Origin of the sequence: Psittacicella hinzii (assembly GCF_003585935.1) — a bacterium.
GTDB lineage: Bacteria > Pseudomonadota > Gammaproteobacteria > Enterobacterales > Psittacicellaceae > Psittacicella > Psittacicella hinzii.
The window spans coordinates 1-25481 of record NZ_NRJG01000053.1 but is presented as its reverse complement, the minus strand read 5'-3'; the positions used below and the strand labels follow the sequence as shown (position 1 = coordinate 25481).

The 25481-nt window shown below is 36.1% G+C and carries 16 protein-coding genes and 5 tRNA genes; 7 read left to right on the top strand and 14 right to left on the bottom strand.

The features are described from left to right. The first annotated feature begins 718 nt into the window (after window positions 1-718). Window positions 719-2950 carry a hypothetical protein gene (locus tag CKF58_RS03460; protein WP_119530998.1) on the top strand — a complete coding sequence of 744 codons (2232 nt, stop codon included), beginning with the start codon at window positions 719-721 and terminating at the stop codon, window positions 2948-2950. A 155-nt stretch (window positions 2951-3105) separates the two neighbouring features. On the opposite strand, the gene CKF58_RS03455 is transcribed toward CKF58_RS03460, so the two are convergent. Beyond that, complete coding sequence (locus CKF58_RS03455) at window positions 3106-5262, bottom strand: LysM peptidoglycan-binding domain-containing protein (protein WP_119530996.1); 2157 nt, start codon at window positions 5260-5262, stop codon at window positions 3106-3108. A gap of 231 nt (window positions 5263-5493) precedes the next feature. On the opposite strand from CKF58_RS03455, the gene CKF58_RS03450 reads away from it, so the two are divergent. Next, entirely contained in the window at window positions 5494-6186 is a 693-nt protein-coding gene (locus CKF58_RS03450; protein WP_119530994.1) for an MBL fold metallo-hydrolase, read from the top strand. 193 nt (window positions 6187-6379) lie between these two features. On the opposite strand, the gene manZ is transcribed toward CKF58_RS03450, so the two are convergent. The 5 genes from manZ to CKF58_RS03425 form a co-directional block, all read right to left on the bottom strand. Continuing rightward, window positions 6380-7210: a PTS mannose transporter subunit IID gene (manZ, locus tag CKF58_RS03445; protein ID WP_119530992.1), complete on the bottom strand. Its 831-nt coding sequence runs from the start codon at window positions 7208-7210 to the stop codon at window positions 6380-6382. 12 nt (window positions 7211-7222) lie between these two features. Continuing rightward, complete coding sequence (locus tag CKF58_RS03440; protein WP_119530990.1) at window positions 7223-8032, bottom strand: PTS mannose/fructose/sorbose transporter subunit IIC; 810 nt, start codon at window positions 8030-8032, stop codon at window positions 7223-7225. A 12-nt stretch (window positions 8033-8044) separates the two neighbouring features. Then, the gene (locus tag CKF58_RS03435; RefSeq protein WP_119530988.1) at window positions 8045-9082 is read right to left on the bottom strand and encodes a mannose/fructose/sorbose PTS transporter subunit IIA; all 1038 of its coding nucleotides are present in this window, start codon (window positions 9080-9082) and stop codon (window positions 8045-8047) included. 756 nt (window positions 9083-9838) lie between these two features. Then, entirely contained in the window at window positions 9839-10690 is an 852-nt protein-coding gene (locus tag CKF58_RS03430) for a Cof-type HAD-IIB family hydrolase (protein ID WP_119530985.1), read from the bottom strand. 193 nt (window positions 10691-10883) lie between these two features. After that, entirely contained in the window at window positions 10884-11744 is an 861-nt protein-coding gene (locus CKF58_RS03425; protein WP_119530983.1) for an HAD-IIB family hydrolase, read from the bottom strand. 686 nt (window positions 11745-12430) lie between these two features. Between CKF58_RS03425 and CKF58_RS03420 the strand changes: the two genes are divergently transcribed. Further along, on the top strand, window positions 12431-14122 hold the full coding sequence (locus tag CKF58_RS03420) for a 5'-nucleotidase C-terminal domain-containing protein (RefSeq protein WP_119530981.1): 1692 nt from the start codon (window positions 12431-12433) through the stop codon (window positions 14120-14122). Between the two features lie 327 nt (window positions 14123-14449). Continuing rightward, window positions 14450-16105, top strand: a complete 1656-nt coding sequence (locus tag CKF58_RS03415; RefSeq protein WP_222987681.1) for a bifunctional metallophosphatase/5'-nucleotidase — start codon at window positions 14450-14452, stop codon at window positions 16103-16105. A 204-nt stretch (window positions 16106-16309) separates the two neighbouring features. Here CKF58_RS03415 and CKF58_RS03410 read toward each other — a convergent pair. From CKF58_RS03410 to mutL, 3 genes are all read right to left on the bottom strand, one after another. Continuing rightward, window positions 16310-16396: transfer RNA gene (locus CKF58_RS03410), tRNA-Leu, on the bottom strand. A gap of 509 nt (window positions 16397-16905) precedes the next feature. Then, a complete protein-coding gene (locus CKF58_RS03405; protein WP_119530977.1) occupies window positions 16906-17793 on the bottom strand; it encodes an MlaA family lipoprotein in 888 nt (295 codons plus the stop codon). A gap of 87 nt (window positions 17794-17880) precedes the next feature. After that, window positions 17881-21138, bottom strand: coding sequence for a DNA mismatch repair endonuclease MutL (gene mutL / locus CKF58_RS03400; RefSeq protein ID WP_119530975.1), 3258 nt, complete (start codon window positions 21136-21138; stop codon window positions 17881-17883). 601 nt (window positions 21139-21739) lie between these two features. On the opposite strand from mutL, the gene CKF58_RS03395 reads away from it, so the two are divergent. From CKF58_RS03395 to CKF58_RS03385, 3 genes are all read left to right on the top strand, one after another. Further along, entirely contained in the window at window positions 21740-22213 is a 474-nt protein-coding gene (locus tag CKF58_RS03395) for a protein-export chaperone SecB (RefSeq protein ID WP_119530973.1), read from the top strand. Window positions 22214-22299: 86 nt separating this feature from the next. Continuing rightward, window positions 22300-22761: a protein-export chaperone SecB gene (locus tag CKF58_RS03390; protein ID WP_119530971.1), complete on the top strand. Its 462-nt coding sequence runs from the start codon at window positions 22300-22302 to the stop codon at window positions 22759-22761. Window positions 22762-22897: 136 nt separating this feature from the next. After that, on the top strand, window positions 22898-23440 hold the full coding sequence (locus tag CKF58_RS03385) for a tRNA (cytidine(34)-2'-O)-methyltransferase (RefSeq protein ID WP_119530969.1): 543 nt from the start codon (window positions 22898-22900) through the stop codon (window positions 23438-23440). Between the two features lie 36 nt (window positions 23441-23476). On the opposite strand, the gene CKF58_RS03380 is transcribed toward CKF58_RS03385, so the two are convergent. The 5 genes from CKF58_RS03380 to CKF58_RS03360 form a co-directional block, all read right to left on the bottom strand. Then, window positions 23477-24514, bottom strand: a complete 1038-nt coding sequence (locus tag CKF58_RS03380; protein WP_119530967.1) for an NAD(P)H-dependent glycerol-3-phosphate dehydrogenase — start codon at window positions 24512-24514, stop codon at window positions 23477-23479. Window positions 24515-25131: 617 nt separating this feature from the next. Next, a tRNA-Gly gene (locus CKF58_RS03375) sits at window positions 25132-25207 on the bottom strand. Window positions 25208-25213: 6 nt separating this feature from the next. Then, window positions 25214-25289: transfer RNA gene (locus CKF58_RS03370), tRNA-Gly, on the bottom strand. Between the two features lie 19 nt (window positions 25290-25308). After that, window positions 25309-25384 (bottom strand) — tRNA-Gly (locus CKF58_RS03365). Between the two features lie 10 nt (window positions 25385-25394). Then, a tRNA-Leu gene (locus CKF58_RS03360) sits at window positions 25395-25481 on the bottom strand.

Below are 25481 nucleotides of genomic sequence, written 5' to 3'. Positions count from 1 at the left end.
TTTTTGGGGTACAGCTCAGACTGAATAAGTCAGGTTTTAATTAGGTTTGATAATTGTGGCTCAAAGTGAGAAAAATTTAAAAACTTAGTGCGCAATTAAGTAAGAACTTTTTACTTTTGTCAGAGCTGATTTTTTGCCTTAATTGTCTTTTGTCGTGACAATAAATGGATCTAGCTTTCTAAAGTACCTAAAAGTAACTAAGTAGCAGAGAAATTTGGATTAAATTGTTACTTTGTGAGTTTTTAATTTCTCTTTATAAGCCAATTGCTGGTTTAGCTTTTTCCTAAAGGCATAAAAGGCGATAATTCTAGAGATTTTCAAGGAATAGCCTTTTGAGGGGTAAGAATTTATTGTATAATGAGCTTTAGAGCCGCAAATAGTCGATCTTTTGATCCTAAATCTCTTATAGCGGTGTCTAAGTGAATTCAGTGTTGTCTTAACCTTATACATCTATCTTGTACGACAACCAAAAACTAGTTATGCTTGGCTATCTTTATGAGATTGAATAATCATGAAGTAAGAAGTAAAGTGTGGATTGCTTAGATAAGCTTTCATGATATCTTCACAACTAATCACAACAAACTTCAGCGCTATTCTCTCGATCTTTTTATCTTGATCTTAGCAACATAACTATCAGTGCATTATGTTTGCAACAAGTATCAACAGGTGCGAATCGTACCTTTGTTCGTTACTTTTTGCCTAATTATTGAATAAAATTATGTCATTCATTCTTGATGATTTTCTTCATAAACCACAAATTCCAGAATTAGCTAATCGTCCGTATTACGAAGTTGTGCAAGCTGTGGCACCTAGTTTAAATCCTCCCCACGCTATTTTACGTACGGTTGAACAACTAGCTAAAGGTTTAGTATTCGATCACTTAGTAAATGTTGGTGATACTAAACAACAAACCTTTTTAAATCTAGCTAAAAGCGGCTTAATTGCTGCTTCACCATATGTACCATATGTTTTCTTATATAAAAACTCGAACAATCAAGCGAGTTTAACTGGTACATACTTCTCACCAGAACAAAATATTTTACCTACATCTATTCATCGCGCAATTACTACGTTCCATCAACGTATGACGTTTGACGTGAACTTTATTAACCAACAAACGGTTAAACAAGTTGCGCTCTTAGATTTAGGTTTACCTTATAGTGTAGGTTTATCTCTAAAAGAAACGGTTGAGTTATTCCGTGATACATTTGCTTCATTTGTGCAATTCCCACAATTAGCTGACTTATATCGTCGCTTTGGTTATGCCGGAAGCCAAGTTATCACCAATGTAACTACTAATCCAGATATGTCATGGAACGTATCTTGTAAGTTACTTTTAGTGTTAAATGCCTTTAACGGTGAAGAAGAACACGTGCAGCTACAAGCGCAAGCATTTGCTAATGAGTTTACCAATATTTGGGTAAATGCTTTAGCGCACGTAGTTGGTTTAGAAGATCAAGAACAATTACAAGAGTTAGCGAATAATATTTCAGAAAACTTTGTGAAATTTACTTTCCACTGTTTCCCTGAAAATATTTTGAACGCTACACCTGACGTAAACCAACAGCTATTTGGTTTAGAGCACTTTATTCAACAACATCATGAGTTAATTGCAGGTTTAACCGAAGAGCACATTAAGGATGATAGTTTACAAGTGCCGGCTCTAGGTCAACTAAGCCCTGTACAATTACTACGTTTATCATGTAGTCCGGTGGTAAACAAAAAAGTACAACAATGGGCGATTAATAAATGGTTAGAGTATGTAAACGTTTTTGCTCTAGGAGATAATGCTTTCTTACCTGACCAATACTATTTATATGTGCTCGAGTATGGACGCGAAGCCTTTACAGGTGAAATTAGCCAAGCGCGTCAAGACTACTTCTTCAAACTAAACCGTGAAAATGATAACGAATTAGTAGCGAAGATCCCATCAGATCTACTCTATACGCTTATCAATCCATGTATTCTAGATACCACAATCTTAAATCTTGCTGAAACGCAACCAGACGCTTTAGCCTTCTATTTCCAACTGTTAATAGATTTACATAACAATGTTCTAGGACAATTAGTAGATACTAATGAGTTATTAGAACAAGGTTACACTAATATCTTCTTACCAGTTGAATGGTTATGGTTATGTGGTTACATTGCTCCAGATTTAATTCAAATTGGGGTAGAATTATCGAAACAAGAAGAATTAAACTTAGATGCGGAAGTTATCCAAGATTTATTACGTACAATCGAAGAGAAAGTAAACTCTTGGATTAACGCTGGTTACTTACACGAAAAAGCTGTAAAAGGCGAATTAGAATTAAGTCCACGTCGTCAAATTCTGCAACAAACAGTTGTGAACTACCGTCGTTTCGATTTAAGTTCAGATGTCTTACCTACGCATGGTGAAACTTTACGTCCAAGTGCGATTTTAGCGGCTGATGTATTTAACTTAGCATTTGACCAAGTGAGTCAAGCAGCCGTTGAATTATCACGTGAAGCGCATGAAAAACTCTCTCCTGAAGCTTATGCTAAACAACAAGCAAGTGCCCAAACTGCAATTGCTAATGAAAATAAAGCGCAAGGACAATTAGTTGAGATTGTAGAAGCGCAAGCAACTACAGCTGAACAAGAGTTTGCGGATAAAGTAGTAACTAAAAGCGGAGTAATTGAAGAGCTTGAAGCTAATGCTGCAACCAAAGCTAGCGCTAATGAGCAAGTAAATAAAGCAGAAGTTGCTAAAGAAGAAGCAAAATCTGCTAAAGATACAGCGAAGAGCGAAAAAGCTGCTAGCGAGAAAGTTCCTAGTGAAAAAGCGACTAGTGAAAAAGCTCCTAGCGAAGAAACCGCTACGCAAACTAGCAAAAACAGCAAAGCTAAAACAGCTAAAAGCGATAAAGCTCCTGCGAAAGACACAAAAAAAGCGACAAACAATCGAAACAAAAACAAAAAAGGTTAATCCTTAAATACAAATAAAGACCTGGATCTATATCCAGGTCTTTATTTGTATGTAATTTTCGAAATACAATTTCTAGCACTATATTTAAGTGCAAGGTAAAAGTTAAACTTGTACTAACAACTACTTAAGTTCGATGAACTACGACTTAAGTTTGCTTAACGACGACGTGAGTTAGTAAGAGCGTATACTTTCAGTTTTTCACCTTTATATACCACATCACGTTTAATGTTGTTTAGTTCTTTTAACTCTTTAATTGTCATCTTAAACTTACGGGCAATAGAGGTTAAGCTATCTCCATTTTGTACCGTATAAGTAGTAACTTGACGTTGACTATTAGCACTTGCTTTGCTAGCTTCTTGCGTAGTTTTGCTAGATTGAGCTGTTTTAGCAGGTTGCGTCGCGGTTTTAGTTACTGGAGTTTGCGTGCTTACAGGTTTATTAGTTCCCGTATTCTTCCCACTATTCGTAGGGGCTTTAGTTGGAGTGGTGGTACTTGAGATTTTACTATCACTCGTAACTTTTTGTTTCACCACTACAATTTGTGGAATACGTAATACTTGACCGGCAAATATCTTATGCGGATTAACGGCGTTGAATGCAGCTAAGTCGTCTAAGTCAATTGAGTAACGTTTAGCAATTAAAGTAATATTTTCACCTTTTTGTACTTTATGCGTTACCCCAGAATCAACTAAACGTGTTACTGATTCATAATCATCGTCGTTATCAGCAGCCACATGCGCACTTGGGATATTTAAGTTCATGCCTACGTAAATCGGTTTAGAGCGATCAACGTTAGGGTTAGCTTTAAGTAAATCCTCAAGAGTTAATTGATGCGCATAGGCAATCTTAGTTAGAGTATCACCAGCTTTAATTTTATAACTAGTGGTCTTGTTATAGTCAACGTTATTAGCAACTTCAGGTAAAGCAGCTGATTGCACTACAGGAATCTTAATTTTTTGTCCTACGTAAATAGTTTCACCTTTGAAATCATTTACCTGTACGATTTGACTATAAGCTACACCAAACTTATCAGCAAGACCATATAAAGTATCACCTTTAACTACAGTATATGGTTTAGTACCAACTACTTGCGTTGGAGCATTAGTATCAGACTTCACATTAGCCAGTCTTGAAGAGCTTGTACGATCTTCACGTACAACCACTTCGGCAATTTTTGCATGACTAATGTACATGCTTAAGTTATTGCTACGAAAGTTCACTAAACCGTTGTAAATAGCTTGGGCAATGTTTTGACGATAAGTAGTCGTATTTAGACGTCCTTCTTCCACACGGTTCGAAAGGAAACCTGTTTCAATTAGAATTGAAGGAATATCTGGACTTTTTAACACTCCCAGCGAAGCATATTGTGGGCTGCGTTTATGGAGGTTGGTAATATTAGCCATCTGATTAAGAATTGATTGGGCTAATAAAGTAGAAACTTGTTGTTGCTGGGTAAATGATAAATCAATTACGTCACGCGCGATTTTACTGTTGTTAGATAATACTTCACCTGTACCACCAAGTAATGAGCTCTGTTGTTCTTGGCGTTCAAGTAAACGACCGGTTTCGGTTGTTGCGCGCGTAGTTGATAATACCCATACAGATGCACCTAAGGCTGAAGTATTAGGTGACGCATCGGCGTGAATTGAAATTAATAAATTAGCCTTATGCTTACGAGCGATCTCTGAACGATCTGGTACAGGGATGTACGTATCTTTAGTACGTACTAATCTAGGCGTAAAATTAGGATCTGACTCTAAGAGAGCATATAAACGTTTAGCAATATCGAAAGTAACGTTTTTCTCATATAAACGATATACTAAACCGATAGTTCCCGGATCTTTACCACCGTGTCCGGCATCAATGGCAACAATAATCGGCGGAATATTAACTGTAGCGGTATAAGCGACAACTAGCTTCCACGCATGTCCATCTTTAATGATTTGCGCATTGGCTGGTGAGTTGAGATAAAAGTTAATAGTAGTGGTACGACCTTGTACGCTATAGTCAATACGGTTAAAAACCGAGTTGGCAATACGTAAAGGATATTTAATATTACTACCTAAACTATCGTTGGTAAACTTTAAAGTTAAGAGACTTTTTTGGCTATCATAACTTAAAACTGGGGTGTGTGTTTGTCGTCCAGTATAAGAGATTAACCATGCTTCTTGGTCGTGAGTTTTAGCAATGTTACTAATGCTATCGATCGTAGCTGCTAATGCCAAGGGAGCGGAAAAACAACTCAAAAGAATAATACTAATAATTTGCCATAAACGGGCAAATGTCGAAAATAGACAATAAGCAAACTTCATGCTAAGTAGAATGGGGAAGTTAAGTAGATACGTTAATTTGGAAAACGCCTAATATTATATATGATCGGCTAAGTTTTAGGGGAGATAACTTACGAATTTGTATAAGAGTGTAATCATTAGTCTACTGATAAGTTATAATAAATCGCAAAGAATTACCCCTATAACTAAGAGAGTAGTTAGTTTAGCATAAAGCTATCTACCTTTGCAGAGCAACTTTAGAGAAAAATACTCATGTCAGAACAGAATTCTTCAAATTTAAAAGTATTTACTATCCCGGTAGGAACTATCCAACAAAACTGTCGTATTTTCCTTAATGAAGATACAAAGCAAGCTTTTATTGTTGATCCAGGCGCAAATGCCCAAGAACTAGCAAACTTTATTCAAGAGCTAGGCTGCCAAATTGAGGCCATTATTGTTACACACGGACATTTTGACCATATAGGTGGGATTAGTGAACTACGTCGTTTATTACCTAAACAAGTACCGGTAATTGGTCCATTTGTGCAAGACGAACCATTTTTTAGTCAAGTACAAAGACGTTGTGCTGAATTTGGCTTACCAGACCAAGTTGAAGACTTTGTGCCGCAACCTGAATTAGGTGATCGCTTTTTTGCAGAAAATGAAGTGTTAAATTTAATTGGTTTAGAGTTTCAAGTCCTCTTTACTCCAGGACATTCACCAGGTCACGGCGTATTAGTAAACCATGCTAATCGTTTTGTCATTGCTGGTGACGTGCTCTTTAGAGATGGAGTAGGTCGTACCGATCTTCCTGGAGGCAGCTTTGAGGCACTTAAAGATGCAATCCAACAAAAACTATATACCCTAGATACAACTAATGGAGATTATTTAGTGTATACGGGTCATGGTGCAACTACAACTATTAATTACGAGCGCGAACATAATCCCTTTGTTAGCGCGAATTAAGGTTTTTATTTACGACTTTATTCGCCATCGTAATAAAGTGCTTAAAGCCTTAGATCTTAAAGCCTCAGACTTTAAATTGCCTAAAATTTAAATACGCAATAACCCCGAGAAGTTATCTTCTCGGGGTTAAAGCTTGTGTTTAAGTTAAGTGAGCCGTAATTAATTTACCTAGCCATTAATTACTAGTTAATTCTTAACCTAAAATACCTAACCAGTAACCAACAATACCTAGGGCAAAACCACCAAAGATTTGCGTAATTGGTGATACACCTTTACGTAATAACCACATACATAAGAAAGTTAAGAGTAAAGGTAATAGACCTGGAATTAAGCTATCAAATACTGATTGGAATGTTTGTTGATTGTTTGGATCAACTGATGGCATAGGAATTACAACATTCACTTTTGCCCATTTATTAACTAGTACCCCAATTACGAATAAACCAAGAATTGAAGCACCTTCGGTAATTTTTTGTAATAAACCACCAGAAGCGTCTTGTACTAAGTTCACCCCTTGTTTATAACCAATTAGAATACCGTAGTAAAGAGTTAATAAACGTACTAAGTTGAAACCGACGAAGAATACTAGAGGACCTAATAATGAGCCGTCAACAGCTAAAGAAGCACCTAGAGCTGCTAAAATTGGACGAGCTGCACCCCAGAAAATTGGGTCACCCACCCCAGCTAGAGGTCCCATCATCCCTACTTTTACTGAGTTAATTGCACTAGCGTCAATGTCAGCACCATTAACTTTTTTCTCTTCTAACGAAGCAGCCATCCCTAAAATTGGAGCAGCTACAAACGGTTGCGTATTAAAGAACTCTAAGTGCGCTTTAATTGCTTTTCTACGTTCTTCGTTATTTTCAGGATATAAACGTTTTAAGATTGGTAAATAAGTGTATGCCCAACCTAAAGCTTGCATACGCTCAAAGTTCCAAGACCCTTGGAGAGAAGTTGAGCGTAAGAACATACTAGTTAAATCTGCTTTAGTAACGCGTAGTTCTTGTTTATTATTTGTAGACATGTCAACTCTCCCTTAGTCATCTAAACGGTTGTCTGCAAGATTTTGTTGCGGAGCTGCAGCTGCTTGGCCACCATTGTTAGCTTTGTTGTATTTTGGATGAATTTGTACATACAGAATAGCTAAACATAGACCAATAATACCCATACCAATTAGGTTGAAGTTAGTGAATGCAGCTGTAGCGAAGCCAAGGAAGAAGAATGGCATTAAGTGACCTGCACGCATCATGTTAATGATCATTGCATAACCTACTACCACGATAAAGCCTCCAGCAACGTTTAGACCGTTAGTAATTACAGGTGGGATCGCATTAATTAGGTCTTGTACCGCACTTGTACCAGCAGTTAGGGCTACGATTACCCCAATTACAGAGATACGTAAAGAGTAAAGAAGTACGCCAATATTGTGGTAGAACGTTATGTATTTAAAGTCACCAGTAGCAGCTGCTTTATCAGCTCCGTGTTGTAACGAAACTGAAATTGCACGTACTACGATTGATAATACTTGACCTGCTGCTGCTAATGGGATAGCTAAAGCGATGGCCGTTTCACGTTCTTGACCAGCAACAATTACGAGAATAGTTGAAATTACAGAAGCTAAAGCTGAGTCTGGAGCTACGGCAGCACCGATGTTTGCCCAACCTAAAGCTAATAATTCTAATACTCCACCTACAACGATACCTGTGTGCATATCACCAAGAACAGCACCTACCATTGTACATGCGATTAGAGGACGGTGAGTTTGGAACTGATCGAAAATAGAACCAATCCCGATAATTGTACAAACTACGAACAGTAGTACAATTTGAAGAATGCTAATATCCATGTAGTGCTCCTACTAAATTCCTTTATCTGCAAAGATTTTCATGAGATCAACTGATTTTTCATTTACCACTTGACGAACTTCTAGTTTTACGCCTAGTTTGTCAAGTTCTTTAAACGAAGCAATATCTTCTTGCCCTACGTTTACAGCTTTAGTTAAGTTAATCTTGCCATCTTTAAAAGAAATACCACCTACGTTTACTTCTTTAATAGGCCATTTAGCATCTCTAACTAAAGTTAAAATATCAGTTGGATTAGTAAATAGCAGCATAAAGCGTTCACCTGCATATTCAGGGTTGTTCATTACACGCGTCGCTTTAGCTAAGTCTAAAACGTGCGCACTTAAACCTGGAGGTGCAGATTGTTTTAGCATGGTAGCACGTACTTTATCTTTAGCTACATCATCATTAACCACTAAAATGCGGCTAACATTCGAAACTTTTGTCCATACAGTTGCCACTTGACCGTGAATTAAACGGTCATCGATACGAGTAAGACCGATAGTAAAGTGTTTATCAGTTTCTAAAGGTTCAATAACTTTAGAACCAATTTTTGATGGACCATTATATGCTGGAGCAGCATTAGTTGGGGCATTAGCAGCTGGAGCTTGAGCTGCAGGAGCAGGAGCAGTTGCGCTAGCTTTTAAAATCTCCTCACCGTTAGTAATAGCTCTCACGCCTTGTCTTGCGCCTTTAACCGCTTCTTCAGCAATTTCAGCTAGTGGTAATTCTTCATCATCACGTGCTGAGAAAGCATTTAATAGTGCCGGAATATTAACTCCGGTTACAATCACTGCCTTCGGATTTTGACCTACAGCAATGTTAGCAGCATTAAATGGACTACCACCCCATAAATCGACAAGGTATAAATACTCTTGCTCTTCTGGGTATTGCGCCATAATCTCGCGATATTTTGCTGCTAGAGTGTCAGCATTTTCACCTGGAACAAAGTCAACAGCATGTACCCCTTCTTGTTGCCCTAAAAGCATTTCAGTGGTAGCAAGTAGCTGTTTAGCCGCTACTCCGTGAGTAGCAACAATGAAAACCACGGACATATCTTCTCCAATAAGTTCGCTAGTAAGAAAATATACTTAAGTAAAACTTAAGCGTTAATGCAAGATGAAACGTTTAAAGCTAGGCAAGTTCGGAGTTTACCTAGTGTCTATATCATGTTTATCTTGATTTACACATGTTAGGAAAAACGAATCTATTCTGAATATTTCTCGTTTGCAGAATAAATTTAAAAAATATTATTTTTTTATTTATTTCTCTAGTTACATTATCGACTTTTTTGCTCCTAAAGAAAATAGGAAAGAGAAAAAAGTGGTCTGGTGACCACTTTTAACCATATTAATCTTGTGGTTATTACTGATAAAAGGTGTTAAAAACTGTGATGTATGCTTTAAAGAAAGGGATTGAATATTATGAACTTTTTATTAGTATGTTTTTAGTAGTTTGAAAAAGATGATAATTTTCCAAATTTTTTCACAGCACCAAAAAGATTAACAGACGTTAATATTTCGATTTTTTGCTTTATTTTTCCGCAAGAAGAGAAAAAAGTTTATTGTCCGTAAGATTTTAAAATTATCAAGCCGTTTTTTTACGCTTATTTTTACCTTTTTCAGCATAATTTTAGAGCTTAGTGAAAATAAGAAATACCCAGTAAATATACTTTAGGAGGCACAAAAAAGCTCAAGAGATAAACGCCAGTATTATCTCTTGAGCTCAAGCAAAGATAAATCTATGATTCGTAAAACTAAAAGCTTATGCGCAACTAGTTTTACTTAAGTTCAAGCAGTGTTGCATAGCTTTTATGCATCACAACCTAAATTAAATAGTTGATTTAGAGTTTTAGCCGTAGCTAAATCTTGATAACTACCAATGGCTATACAATTAGTATGAGGTTGGATTTGTTGTTTAATAAATTCGGGAGTGTTACTTAAATAGAAACCGTATTTAGCTCCTGTTAGCATGGCATAGTCGTTCATACTATCCCCAAAGGCAATTAGATTATCAGCAGTTAAACCTAAGGTATCTAAGTAAGCTTGAATAGCCGTAAGCTTGTTAACTTTAACTGCCGTAAAGTCTAGCGAATAAGTACCAGAGAATACAGCTTCGACGTGCGTACCAATTTGTGAGGTTAAGTCTTGCGCAATTTTCGCTAAACGATCATGTTCGTAGGTAGGATCAACAATAAAGACTTTAACAATAGGTTCGTGTATCATATGGCTGGCAGATTTGTAACTAAATTTAGAACCTGAACTTGAGTAGAAACGTGCTAGTTCTTCTTGGTTTTGATTTACAAACCACAGATCTTTAGTGTAGAAATTTACAAATAAATCTTGATCGTAAGGATAGTCACAAATTGCCTTGATTGCAGTAGGATCTAAAGTACGACAATAATTTAAATCACTAGGCTTGGCAATAATTGAACCATTATAGGTAATCAGAGCATATTCTGGTGTAAGTGGAGCAAGCATGGCTACGTCATTTACACCTCTACCGGTTGCAACGATTAGTTTGATGCCTTTAGCCATTAAAGCATTGTAAACTTTTACGGTGTACGGATCAAGTTGATGTGCATCGTTTAAAGAAGTACCATCTAGATCTACAGCGACAACTTTAATTGTCGAGAGATCTAATTGCGTTAAGTTTAGACTCATATAGCCTCACTTAAGGTTGAGTGGGAAAATTTTTAAAGTTACTACTAATCGTAGATTAAATTATCTAGACCAGTAAGTAAAAGCAAACTGGATAATATAATGACACTAGCAAATTATCTTAATTATCATTGCTTAAACGAAATTAGCATTGCTTAGACTAAATTAACCTTAGCTTATGCTAAATTAGCCTTGTTTAAACTAAATCTGCAGGTTCAGGTATCCCTAGTTTAAACATTTGGTTAAGAAAACGAGCGGTTGCTAAATTAGCATTATGACCAATCTGGTAGCAATTAGGAGCTTGTTCTAAACTAGCTCGCGCTTCATCGAGCGTATTTTCTAAATAAAAGCCATATTTAGCTCCGGTTAGCATGCTAATGTCATTCATACTATCACCAAAAGCAATAAGATGTTTAGTTACATCTAAGCCACGGGAAGCTAATAAAGTTTTTAATGCTGCTAGTTTATGTACTTGCTGATGCGTAATTTCCATAGTGTAACGACTTGAACGGACAATATTTACGCCGTCTCCAAGTAATGCTTGTAATTGGGCTGCTATTTGATTCAGGCGCCCTGGAATGCGAGCCGAATCTACAAAATAAGCACGGATTACCGGTTGTGAACTGACTTGTTCTGGAGCTAAACGTAAAAAAGTGCAACGCGAAGTATTAATCGCATAAGCTTGTTCTGCACTAAAATCGTTTTTCATAAACCATTCGTGCGCAGTATAAAAGTTAACCCAAATATCTTCAGGGTAACTAAAGTTGTAAAGAGTGTTAATTTGTTCTGGACTAAGAGTTGGTCCTGGTGGACTTAGATTTTCAGGAATGGTGATAACTCCGCCGTTATAGTTAATTAAGGCATAGCCTAGATTTAAATCTCGGAGCATAGGTACATCATCAGCACCACGTCCGGTTGCAATAATTAACTGATAACCAGCTTGCATTAAAGCATTATATGCTTGGGTAGTAAAAGGATGGAGAACGGCTTGTCTGGTAAGAGAAGTGCCATCAAGATCAACAGCAATGGCTTTAATCTCACTAAAATCTAATTGCATATTGGATAAATCAAATTGATAATCAAGGATAGTTTTATCTATTTTAACGTGAATAGGCTTTCTTTGCTAAATTTTAGGTCTTAGTTCCAGACTCTAGCAAAAATTTCACATTAGAGCTAACTGCAAATGCAATCCTAAATCCGAATGTCTTAATTTAAGCTTAAAATCAGCTACTTAGCATGAATAAAGTGTTAGCTTGACAAGCAACAATTGATTATTTTTAGAGTGAACTAAAAGAAAAATTATCCTTAGTTAAACAAGATTAAACAACAAATGTGTGACATGGATCACACTTTGCAATATTTTTTATTTTTTTCTCTTCTTTTTCGTTTATACTAAAGCCGAAATTAATCAAATATTGTTGTTTAATTTTATGCTTAGGCAAAAGAGTTTAAGTTTAGACATGACTTTTTCTCGATCGTAGTTTAATCTGTAAACTACCAATTTAGAAAAAATCATGTATAAGTTCTAAATTCTTTTATTTAGGTAATAACTAAAAAATAGTAAATCTGGTGGCAAATAGTTAATGACGTGCATGAAGTTTTCGAACCTAGTGCCAAAGCAAGGTCTAAGCCTTGATATGTAATTAAGAGCCAAACTTTGCTTTATCGTTGCTGTTTGTTCACAGTTCATAACAAACGTTAATCTCCAAAAACTTTATTTTTTTAATCTGGAGTCTGGTTCACATGGCAACTAAAAAATTCTATTTTAAATTAGCTTTAACGGCGACTGCTCTAGGTCTTGCTTTAACAGGTTTAACCTCTTGTAAACAAGAACAACCAGCTGCAGCAGCTCCACAAGAGCAGCAACAAGCGGCAGAGCCAAAAAGATATATCGTGCTTCACGTTAACGATACCCATGGTCACTTCTGGGAAGATAGAAATGGTCAAGGTGGTTTTGCATATGTAAAAACAATCGTTGATAACGTGCGTAAAGAAGCGGCTGCTAAAGGCGAAGCGGTAATTGTATTACACGCTGGTGACTTTAATACAGGCGTGCCGGAATCAGATTTACAATTTGCTCAACCTGATACGGTTGGGATGAATGCTATTGGCTTTGACGCTGTAGCTGTAGGTAACCACGAATTCGACGTAACAGTTGATAAAATGTTAAAACAAAAAGAATGGTTATCAATGCCATTATTATCAGCTAACATTGAATATCAAGATGCTAATGGTAATCCTGCACCATTCTATCAAGGTTACACTTACTTTAATCGTGAAGGGTTAAACTTCTTAATTATCGGTACAACAACTCCATCAACTAAGTACCAATCAAACCCAGTTCACACTAAAGACTTTACTTTCACTGATCCAACTGAAGCTTTCAAAGCTGCAGAAGCTGATTCAGAGAAGAAAAACGGTAAAGCTGATGTAGTAATCTCTTTAAGCCACTTAGGTTACTATCCAAATGGTAAACATGGTGCTCAACCTTACGGTGATTACACTTTAGCGCAAAACCTACCACAAGATTCTGTAGCTTTATTCGTATCTGGTCACACGCACGTAATCGCTTGTGTGGATGATCAAGGGGAATTAGTTAACTACAAACCAGGTGATGCATGTAAAGTTCCTTATTCGAACGGCATGCCAATCGTACAATCAGGTTACTGGGGTAACTATGTAGGTAAAGCTGAATTTGAATATAAAGATGGTAAATCTACATTAGTTAACTATGAATTAATTCCAGTTAACTTAAAAAATCGCTTAAAAGATGCTGAAGGTAAAACTTACTATGAACCAGCATCAACTCCAGTTGAAGCTGATAAAGACTTATACAATACTTTAAAAACTTACCAAGATAAAGGTAATGAAGTATTAGCAGTTAAAGTTGGTAACTTAAGCGAAGAATTAACTACTTCACGTGCGCAATTAACTAAATTAGGTTACTTAGCGGCTGAAGCACAAAGAACTATTGCGCAAGCTGATGTGGCTGTAATGAACTCAGGTGGTTTACGTGCGCCATTACCAGCAGGTGATATCTCTTACCGTGATATTTTAATCGTACAACCATTTGCTAATAGCTTAACGACTGTTGAGTTTACTGGTGATGAATTAGTTGACTACTTAAGCAAAATCGCCTTTATCCAAGGTGGTGGTTTCCCACAATATGCAGGTGTAACTTTTGATGCTTACACAAGTGAAAACCGCATTGATAATGTTAAAGTAAACGGTCAACCAGTTGATCCAAGCAAAAAATACAAATTAGTAGTATTAAGCTTCTTAGCTAACGGTGGTGATACTTATCCTAACATCACTTCGAACCCTACTTATGTAGATACTGGTTATAACGACGCTAAAGCATTCGTTGATTATTTAGCAAAAAACCCAGTTATCGATGTAAGCAAAATCGAAGTTCAAGGTCCAACCTTTAAATAATTTCAAGTTTTAAACTTGTTAAAAATTTACTCCAAAGTTAAAAGAGGCTGTGTAAACAGCCTCTTTTAAAATGCCTAAAATAACAGTTGTGATTATTGTGGGCATAAAATTGCTTGCGTAAAACTTAATTTTAGTTTAAGCGCCATCTACATGTTGAATGGAGTATAATATGAAACCTAAGCATGTGGTTTTTAATTAATGTATACACTTTTTATTAGGTAGTACTAAGGTTTTTATGTCCAACCTTTTCCTTCCTTAATCCTCATCTGTGATTAATTATCCTCTAAAACCACAAATTCTATTTTGCAATTTTTAATGAGGTTGGCAATGCAGCGAACTTGGTGGCAAGGTAGCAAACAACTTTTTAGTTGGCTACTTTTATTATTGCTTACAAGTCATAGAGCTATAGCCTATGAACCTAATCAAATCTACCGCTACTCGGTAGTCCACTTTGGAGACATCCATGGGCACTTTATGCCGGATCAGTTTGGACAAGGTGGTTATGCAGCAATTAAAACTGTAATTGATAATATCCGCAAACAACAAAAATCACCTGTCATTCTTTTAAATAGTGGTGACTATAATTTAGGCACTTTAGCTTCAGAAATCCTCCAAGGTCGAGCAGATATCTTTGCCATGAATATGATGGATATCGACGCTATAGTTGCCGGTAACCATGAGTTCGATATTCCGCTCGAATCTTTAGTTTCCCAAAAAGAAGATTTAAACGCTCCTTTAATTAGTGCCAATGTTAAATATAAAAACGAAGATGGCACTTTAAGTGAGTTCTTTCGTCCATACGTAATTATTCAGCGTGGTGGTTTGACTTTCTTAGTAGTTGGTTTAACACCACAAAGTACCATTTATCAGTCTAATCCTAATACTACTAAGCATTTTGCTTTTCTCGATCCGTTTAAATCTTTAGAAAAAGCCATTGCTGACGCTAAACAAATTACACCGATTGATGTAGTCATCGTTTTAGATCACCTTGGCTTTAATCCTTTAGGTGATATTGCTAAGGGTAAGAATTATGGTTCGTTTAACTTAGCGCAAATGATTAACACTGGAGAAGTGAGTTTAATTGTAACTGCTAATTCACGTAACTTTGGTTGTGTAAATGGTTATGGACAAGCAATAGATTATCGTCCAGGGATGACCTGTACTGTACCTTATGCTAATAAGATCCCAATTGTTTCAGCTAATATCAATGGTCTTTACGTAGGTAAAGCTGATTTTGAGTTTAAAAATGGGGTATCGAAATTAGTTAAGTATCAGCTATATCCGGTTAATGTGAAGAACGTAGGGCAAGATGGTAAAATTACCGACGCAGCTCCACCTGTAACTCCAGATCCAGCTTTAGACAAGGTGCTAAAAAACTACTATAATCATGCTTTAAGCGGGCTAAATAAACCTGTAGGGACAATTGATCGTACTTTAATGGTGTCGCGCTTTAAAGAAAGTATTTTTGGTACTATTGTTGCTAAAGCTTTAGCCCTTGAAACTAATGCAGATTTTGCGATTGTAAATTCAGGATCGGTGGATAACAATATCCCTCGAGGTACAGTAACCACTTTAATGATCCGTGAAGCTATTCGTTACAATAATTATTTAGTAACAGTTAAATTAACTGGAGCACAAGTAGCTTCTTATTTACAAAAGATTTATGCCATGGTAGATGGTGGTAAACCTAACTATTACGGTATAACCTTTAAAGTAAATCGTAGCCAAAAGAGAATTTGGGATATCCGGATTAAAAGTAAACCTATTGACGATGAAAAAGTTTACACTTTAACCATTAACAAATTCTTAGCCTTAGGTGGTGATAGTTATCCTGTAGTATTGAACAGTGCTAAATATAATGCTCAAGTATTAGATTTACGTGACTCTCAAGCTTTTGAGAATTATTTACGTAAGCAAAAACATTTAGTAATTGATAATATTCCTCTCGAAGGTCCTGAATGGATTGTCGATAAGAAAAAATAAAAAAACTCCGGAACGTAAATTCCGGAGTATTTTATTAGGTTTATAACTACAAGCGTAGTTAATGACTTCTAAAAGTTTAAACTTTTATAAAACAGCCAAGAATAATTACAGGAGAGCATCTTGACGGTTTTAGAAAAATTTAATCAAAAAAAAGATCATGCTATAAAGCATGATTGCGCAATTAAAAACTTTGCAAGATAAAAATGGTGCCCGGGGCGAGACTTGAACTCGCACGAAGTTGCCCTCGAGGGATTTTAAATCCCTTGCGTCTACCGATTCCGCCACCCGGGCGCAAAGTTTAAATTGTAATGATAAAAGAAAGTAAGAAGAATAAGTAGTTATTGTTTTGTTTTTTATTTCCTTTCTTTCCTTAACGAGATCTATTATATACGAGTAAATAATTAAAGTAAAGAGTTATTTTTAAAAATTTTCTTAACTGATTGTAAATCAAGAAACAAAAGATGAAGAGAAATTGGCTAAAATTCTTTTAAAATTAAATTTTAATTAAAATTAAGGCCAAATTAAGTGCTTAAATTTGTATTTATACAAGGTTTAAATTTGTGGACTAAATAAAATTATATTTAATTTTATTTTTTAGACGGTCGATTTACTATTTTTTAGTATTAGTGAAGGTTAATTTTTTGATCTAGCTTTTTTGCAGTAGTTTTTATGAGGTGAAGTTTTGCTTTGTAGTGTATCACTTTTTGTACGAACTTAAAAAATACCATGATTTATCTCTGCCACACAATAAGGTCTTTAAATATAGAAAAATCCAAGCTTGTAAAGCTTGGATTTTAAGATTAGTTAAATTGATCTAATAAATCTAAATCAACTGCAGGTTCAGTCGCTTGTGGCACACTTGTAGCTGTTGCTAAAGATTGTTTAAAGCTATAATTCTGTAACCATACAGATTTAAACGTAGCGTAGCGGTCTGGAGAATTAAAAATCATTGCTTCTTGGTTAATTAATTGTCCACGAGCGACAATCCCACTATAAATACTTAATGGGAAAGTGTACCAGCCTGCAGCAGTGTTTAATGCTGCAGTATACGCTAAAGATTTAGCTTCACCTTGCACTAAAGTATAGGCAACAAGTTTACGCGTTACAGTTGGACCATATGCTGGGATCATAATATATGAACCTGTACCGACATTATAGTAAGCAAGGAAATAATCGAAGTTATTACCGTTACTTACCATACCTAATTCTTGTCCCCAATCTAGCATCCCTAGACCAAATAACCCATTCACAATTAAACGACCAAGGTTAATACCAGCTTGTTTGAATTGTCCAGTACCTACGTTGGTAATCAGCGAGAAAGGTTCATCTAGGTAGTTATCTAGATTTACTAAAGCATTTTGTAAATCAGGAGATACAACTTTATTATTGAAAACCGCAATTGGGCGCAGAATATACTTATCTAAGTAGCTTAAGTTGATATTTGTTGCCCAACGGTTAAAGCGTTGAAAACGATCCATATCAGGGTTGCTATAGGCACGATATTCCTTACCATAGTCAATCCCTTGAGAGTTTAATACTACTCCATTTTCTTTAACAGTTTGTTCTGGAGTAGGCGTCATCGGAATGGCGGCTTGTTGTTTATATTCAGCTACTCCTGCACATGAAGCTAGGCTTAAACCTAATAATGAGCTTACAAGGAGAGTAGAAAAACTTTTACGTTTAGTCATAGAAGTTTGAAGTGTTAAAACACTGATTTGTTGTTTGAGCAAAGATTTTAGAGCTATATTATAACGTAATTTTCACTTAAAAATTTACTAAAGTATTCTAAATGAGCCTTGTTTTAATTGTTGGATAACAAGCTCATAATCTTCAATAATGTTTAAACTACCAACTAAATTAAGCATGGCTTTAAAGATTATTGGATTAGCTAAGTTATCTGTTTGTAAAAATGCAGCTAATTGTTGTAAATAATTAGGTAGTTGTTTAAACTCTTGCCAATATGCCTCTAAAATTTGCTGCTTAGTACTGGTAAATTCTTGTTGATTATTGTGCTTATGATCTAGTTTATTATCCTTCTTAACAACCTGCTTATTATTTTGTGCTTTAGCAGACTGTTCTAGGTTAGAAGTTGAAGCTTTAAGAACCTGTTTTTGTGAAAGCATTTGCTCACTAACTTGAGTTGCTAAAAGCGTAATAGCCTGATTGGCAGCAAACTCATTACCATTTATCCAAGTTTGTAAAGCCTTGCTTAGATTTTGTAAATGAATAGCTAGTACTTCACAATACTCTTTGTTGCTAATGAGGAACACTTGATTCTGGTATTGCCAAATCGTTTGTTGCTCTTGCGTAGTTAAGAATTGGATATTTTGAGTATAAGCTTTATTTTGTTCTTCTAATGCTTGCTCTAAGAGTTTAGCAGCATTATTTGCAGAATCTGTTTGTAATAAACCATTAAGATAAGCAGTTACTACTTCTGGAGTTAACCAATAGACAGCCTGAGGGTTTACAACTAAATTATTCTGCGCCAACATTGTTAGTAAGTTAGAACTTGCTAATTGTAGAGTAGGATTGTGCAGAATAAATTTTAGATCAGATAAATTTTCTAAGGTTAAAGCTTGTTGTTTACTTAGAAGTTTTGTAGTCTGCAGATCTAAATCAGCTTGCTCATTGTTCGATTGCGCAGCGGTTAGATTTGTAAGTGCTTGCGAAGCTGTATTAACCTTAGATCCCTCTAAAACTTTATTTAGCTTAGCTGCAAACCAACTTTCAAGTTGTGGTTTAAGTGCTAAAGCTTGCGCTTGTAGATTAGTAGTTGTGACAGAAGTAGCAGTTTGTACGCTATCTTTAGTATCTGATGTTGCAGCCGTAGAAGTTGCGATTGTAGCGATAGAAGTTGTGTTTTCTTCTGCAGTAGCAGTAACTTCTAAAGTCTGTGTTGATCTTTCAGAAGGAATAAAGCCAAATTTTTGTGCTACTTCTGTTTTACGACAAGCAAAATCTTCAGCTTCAAGCTCTGCAGCAAAGCGAGAATAAATACTATCTTTTCCTGCATGTGCCGCAGCTACACTACTCGTTATGTTTGCAGCAGAGTTAAAATCATAACTAGTTTTAGCTGCTTGACTATGTAATTGATGTAAAGAAGCAGTGGTTTGCGGCTGTGTAGTAGTTTGAGATTGTTCATGTACCTGTGCTAACTCGGCAGCTAATTTACGTTTAATTTCAGCAAATGCAGCTGTATCTTCATTTAGATCGTCACCTAGATCTTCGCTTAGGTCTGCTTGATTATCTTCAGCAAGATCTTCACTAAGATCTTTACCACGATTTTCTGCACGACCTTCTTCAAGTTCTAAGTTCTTGATTAAATCTTTATCGGAAGTGGCTGTAGCAGTTTGTGCTGCATTTGTTTTGGCAAATAGAAAAGCTTGTTCAGAACTTTCGTTTTCAGTGGTTAAAGATGACTTAACCTCTGCACTTACGGCATATTGATTGTCTTGTTCGTTATGCTTACGATCTAATGTAAAAAGTTCTTCTGTTAAGCTAGCTAAATCAGGAACTGTAAGGTTTTCAGGCGTCTTAAGAGTACTAACCGTTTGAATAGGCTTAGTATGGTCAATAGTTGCTTGCCAAGAATGAGGAGCTTGAGCTTCATCATCGTCTTGCTCTAGACTAGCAGGGAGGCGAATTTTTTGTAACTCTGCAAACTGTTGTTCTAAGTGCGCAAACTGTTTAGTAGGCTCGGCATTAAGTGGTTTTGCACCAGACTTTTGTAAAGTTGGGTTTTGCCCTTGTAAGTAATTAGTAATCTGCGTTATTTTGTCTTGCTTATTACTATTGCCTGCGTGATGTTGATTAGTAGTTGCTGCTTTATTACTCGAGCTAGAAAGACTTTGCTCTTTCGCGTTTAACGTCTGAGTTTTACTCGGATGATTAAAACCTAGAGTTGTTTGTCCTTTAGCTTGCGCACTTAAGTGTTCAAGATCTTGTTCACTTAGCTGTTGACGATCAATCAAGCTACGATCTTCATTACGTGTATTTAGAACTAAATCAACGATTTTAGGGTCAAAGTTTTTTACTTTGGCTAATTGTACATAGAGATTTTGAAAAATAAAGCTATGCACAAGATGAGCATCTACAAAACGTACTTCTGCTTTTGCAGGGTGGACATTAACATCAATAGCACTACTGTCAATGTGTAAAAAGAGAATGTAGTTTAAATTTACGTTATTAAACAGCTCTTCAAAAGCTTGCTTTACTGCACTGATAACTACCTTATCTTTGATCATGCGATCGTTAATGTAGCTATATTGGATTTTAGAGCTTTTATTGCTTAAAGCTGAAGATAAATCAACAATTAGTTCTAAACGTAAATTAAATTGACTAATTTGTGCTTTTAAGGCAATGCAGTGTTCACTAAAATAACTTGGTAATACTTGCATAATGCGTTCACGATATTGCTCTTTTGCTAAAGCAGGTAAACGTAAACGTTGTTTGCCATTATGAGTTAATGTCCAGTCAATATGAGGACGCACGATTGCCATGCGGCTAACTAGATCTTCAATATGGTTAAACTCAACATTGCTTGATTTTAAGAACTTCTGGCGAGCCGGAGTGTTATAGAAAAGCTCAGCAACTTCAACCGTAGTTCCTTTAGGATGAGCTACTGGCTGCGAGTTAGTACGGTACTCTTTACCTTGATTGTAAATTTGCCATGCCATATCCGCTTGCGCAGCATGCGAAGTTAAAGTAAGTTTAGCTACCGAACTAATTGAAGCAAGAGCTTCTCCCCTAAAACCATAACTTACAATAGTCGCAAGGTCATCAATTGCACGGAGTTTAGAAGTGGCGTGCGGTGCTAAAGCTAAATCTAATTGTTCTTTAGGAATGCCTGATCCATTATCACGAATGCGAATTAAACTTTTACCGCCGTCATTAATGTCAACAACAATACTTGTTGCTCGGGCGTCAATTGAGTTCTCAACGAGTTCTTTGACAATAGAAGCTGGACGTTCGACCACCTCACCGGCAGCGATTTGGTTTGCGACTTGAATAGGAAGTACTTGAATTAGAGCCATAAGAAGAAAATATTAAGAAGTTATCTGGTGTGAGCTGTGCTTAAGTAAAATTGGGGTATTATAATTTTATAAAAAATGGAACTAAATGTGTTAGAGTTTGTCTAAGTATAAGATGTTTTAGCTGATCCTGCTTAGGCATTTTGCCCGTTTTATCTAAGATACAAGATAATCAGTTCGGATGAGCTAACTTGCCGTTGGTAGTTTATCAATGCAATTATTAGAAAATTACGAAAAATTGCTATCAAATTGCGATAAGTATCTCAAAATAAGAGCCACAGAGAGCGAAAAAGCGTTATTTTAGAGATATCCCTATAATTATGCGCTGCTATGTGTTAGAATAGCAACAGGAAAAAGTAAAAACCTATATAATCAAGCTAATAGATTTGCTCTTTAACAGCAACAGTGGCTATTTTTTACTTTCTCACAAAAATTTTCTATATAATAATCGAGAAAAAGATTTTACTTTCAGAGGAAGCTAGGGCTTACTTGCCAAGTCATAATCATTACTTCATAACGATTAAGACATTAAAGGCAAAGACCTAAGTAAGTATCCACTGAAGAATTTGATTATATAACTCTAAACGTTGATTAAGGAAACAATATGAGTGAACAACAACAAACTGTTGAATTAAATATTCACCGTGTTTATACCAAAGATTTATCTTACGTTTTTAATGACAAAAACTTACCAGTAAACGCGACTGCAGAAGAAAATGCGAGAAGCACTGAAGTAGGTTTTGCGGTTGACGTGCAAGTACAAGATTTATTACAAGACGATTTAGTAGATGTAAACGTTTTCTTAAATCTAGTAATTGGTCCACGTGAAAACCCAGTAGTTAAATTTGAAATTGTTCAAGGTGCAATCTATGTATGTCGTGGTTTACCAAACGATGTAAAACCACAAGCTTTATACTTTGACGCAGCGTCAACAGTATGGTCTTACATTGTAAGCACTTTAGACAACTTATTATTACGTTCAGGTATGCCTCCTTTATACCTAGGTACACAAAACTTCCGTGCAATTTTCCAAGAAACATTAGCACAAAGACAAGCGCAACAAGAAAACAACAACTAGTTGCAAGTCAAGTTTTAACTAGGTACTAATACGAGAATTACAGCTGAAATTAATAGCTTAATTATTATCTCTAGGAGTTTTTTAACATGTCTGAACAACAAACAAAGTTTAATCGCGTATTATCTATTCGCTTAGTAGACGCATCTTTTGAGTCTCCTAATAAAATGGCTCTACAAGGTCGCGACAGCTTACCACACGTTACAGTTAAATTAGATGACGTGAAAATTACTAAAGTAAATGATGAAGGTGTTTACACTGTTGCTTTAGGTATTAACGTAACTTGCGACTTAGAAGACAAAACAAACGTATTTATTGCTGAAGCAAAAGAAGTTGCTACAGTAGTAATTAGCGACGAAAACGATTTAGCTTCACAAATCTTCTTAAACGGTTCTGTACCGGATATTATTTACAACAGCTTACGTGCATTTGTGAACCAATTAATCGTTTCTGGTGGCTTCCCTGAATTCCATATTCAATTCGTAAGCTACGAACAACAATTCTTATTAGAAAACGCTGAACGTTTAAATTTACAAGTTAACAAAAACTAATTAGACGTTACCTAAAACTAAGGGTGTAGTTAATACTACACCCTTTACTATTAAATAATTAGTACCGAAATTATTAATCTCTAACCATTAATGCTTATTCATTAGTGCCAAGATCATAGCTTCTAATTACACTCTTATGTTCAATATAGTACTTTTTGAACCAGAACAACCAGGCAACGTAGGTAATATTATTCGTTTATGCGCTAATGCCAATGCCCAGCTGCATATTATTAAACCTATCCCGTTTGAGATGGATGATAAAAAACTGCGTCGTGCTGGTTTAGACTATCATGAGTATGTACATATTAAATGGTACGACTCATATGATGACTTTGTCCAACAAAACCCGCAAGCGCGTGTTTTTAGTTTGACAACTAAAGGTTCAACAACCTATTCAGAAATAAAAATCGAGCCAAATGACTTTTTCCTCTTTGGACCAGAAAGTCGTGGCTTACCGGATCATGTACGTAATCATACTTATGGACGGATTCGCATCCCAATGGCAGCATACGCTCGTTCAATTAATCTAGCTAATTCAGTGTCAATTATGCTTTACGAAGCTTTAAGACAACAAAACTTCCCAGAATTGACTTTAGCTAGTCCGGATTTTAAACCGGTGAAAACTTCTTTAGGTAAGCGCCTAGCTTTAGCTGTGCGTATTATTTTTAAAGGCAATTAAATAATCCCCTCGGTGTAGCACCAGAGGGGACGATTTTTATAAATTAGTAAAGCTGCCTTCACCATTGTGAATACTTAAGAGTAATTCACTAGCTGCGCGTTTTGGTGATTTCTTATTAAAAAGAATGTCGTACACTTTTTGGATAATAGGTAAATCGGCATTTACTTTTTGCGCTAAGGTCATAGTTTCGCGTGTGTTGTAATAGCCTTCGACGACTTGTCCAATGATTTGGATTGCTTGTTCAGGGCTATAGCCTTGACCTAATAATAAACCAAAACGGCGATTACGAGATTGGTCATCGGTGCAAGTTAAAATTAAGTCACCAAAGCCTGAAAGACCTTGGAAAGTACTTGCTTCAGCACCGTATAATTTACCTAGGGTTGAAATCTCTTCTAAGCCATGAGTAATTACAGCTGCACGAGTATTTGCACCAAAACCTAAGCCGTCAGATAAACCTACAGCGATAGCAATGACGTTTTTAATTGCTCCTGCTACTTGTAAGCCAATCATATCTTCTACATAATAGAATTTTAAAGGCTGACGAATCTTATGCATAGGGGCAAAGATTTCATAGCGAATAAACTTAATGTCTTTCGAAGCTACAGCTAAAGCGGTTGGCCAACCATAGGCTACTTCTTTAGCAAATGATGGACCAGAAACAAAACCAAAACGATTGTTTGGATATATTTCTGGAATAATGTCCGAGAAGAAGCGACCGGTTTTTGGTTCTAGACCTTTTGAAGCAATTAGTAAGAAATGAGAATCATTAATTACTGGTTTAATGCTACGTAAAAATTCAGGTAAGGCATGTGAAGGTACAGCAATGAGTAAAAGAGTACACTTAGCACATACTTGCTCTAAATCAGCGGTAATTTCTAATTTTTCCGGAAAAGTAATACCAGGCAAGTATTGTGAGTTTTCACGCTTTTCTGCCATTTGTGCCATGGCTTCTGGGTTATGTCCCCAAAGCATTACTGGCATTACTTTAGCAAACGCAATGGCTAAAGCTGTACCATATGAACCAGCTCCTAATACACCAATGGTTTGTGGTTGGGGTAAATGGGTTTCTACCATAATATATTCTTTATCTTGAGTGCTGTTTCTCCTTAAAGGAAAAACATTACTGGATTTGCTTTTAGATATTCTGGGGTATGTGGTTATATTATAAATGTCTTATTAATTTACTGGTTAAAAATGTCGATATTTAGGTAACAGATCACACTTTCTGGTCATAAAAGTGATCATGGCTTATCAATTTAGTTAAAGTTGAGTTAAATTAAGTTGCTTTAAGTCTATATGTTTAAGTCTATATGTTTAAGCTAATGAGTTTAAAATAACTTGATGTCAAGGTGCTTTATTGAGTTTATAAATGGTATAAGGTATTACTTAAACTATTCTTAAGACTTTTTACCAGCACCAGTAAAAAATAACTACAGTAAATATCTAGGTTTAAAATTATAGATTTAATAATTATATCTAATTATAACCCAAACAAGCCAAGAAACCGCTATAATTCGGTAAAAACCGAGACTAATTGGGGGTAAAATTAATAAAAGTTAGGACAAGTATAGTAAAGACAAATGCCAAGTTGTAAGAACCTCTAAACTTTAGACTTATTGTGGTGCAGCTCATATAAAGTTTAGAATAGAAAAAAGGACTTAGCATTGCTAAGTCCTTTTGGGTATTTAAATTGGAGCGTGAAACGGGGCTCGAACCCGCGACCCTAACCTTGGCAAGGTTATGCTCTACCAACTGAGCTATTCACGCAAAATCTGGAGCGTGAAACGGGGCTCGAACCCGCGACCCCAACCTTGGCAAGGTTGTGCTCTACCAACTGAGCTATTCACGCTTAAAATTTAAATAAAAAATGGAGCGTGAAACGGGGCTCGAACCCGCGACCCTAACCTTGGCAAGGTTATGCTCTACCAACTGAGCTATTCACGCTTAAAAAGAATGGTGCCCGGGGCGAGACTTGAACTCGCACGAAGTTGCCCTCGAGGGATTTTAAATCCCTTGCGTCTACCGATTCCGCCACCCGGGC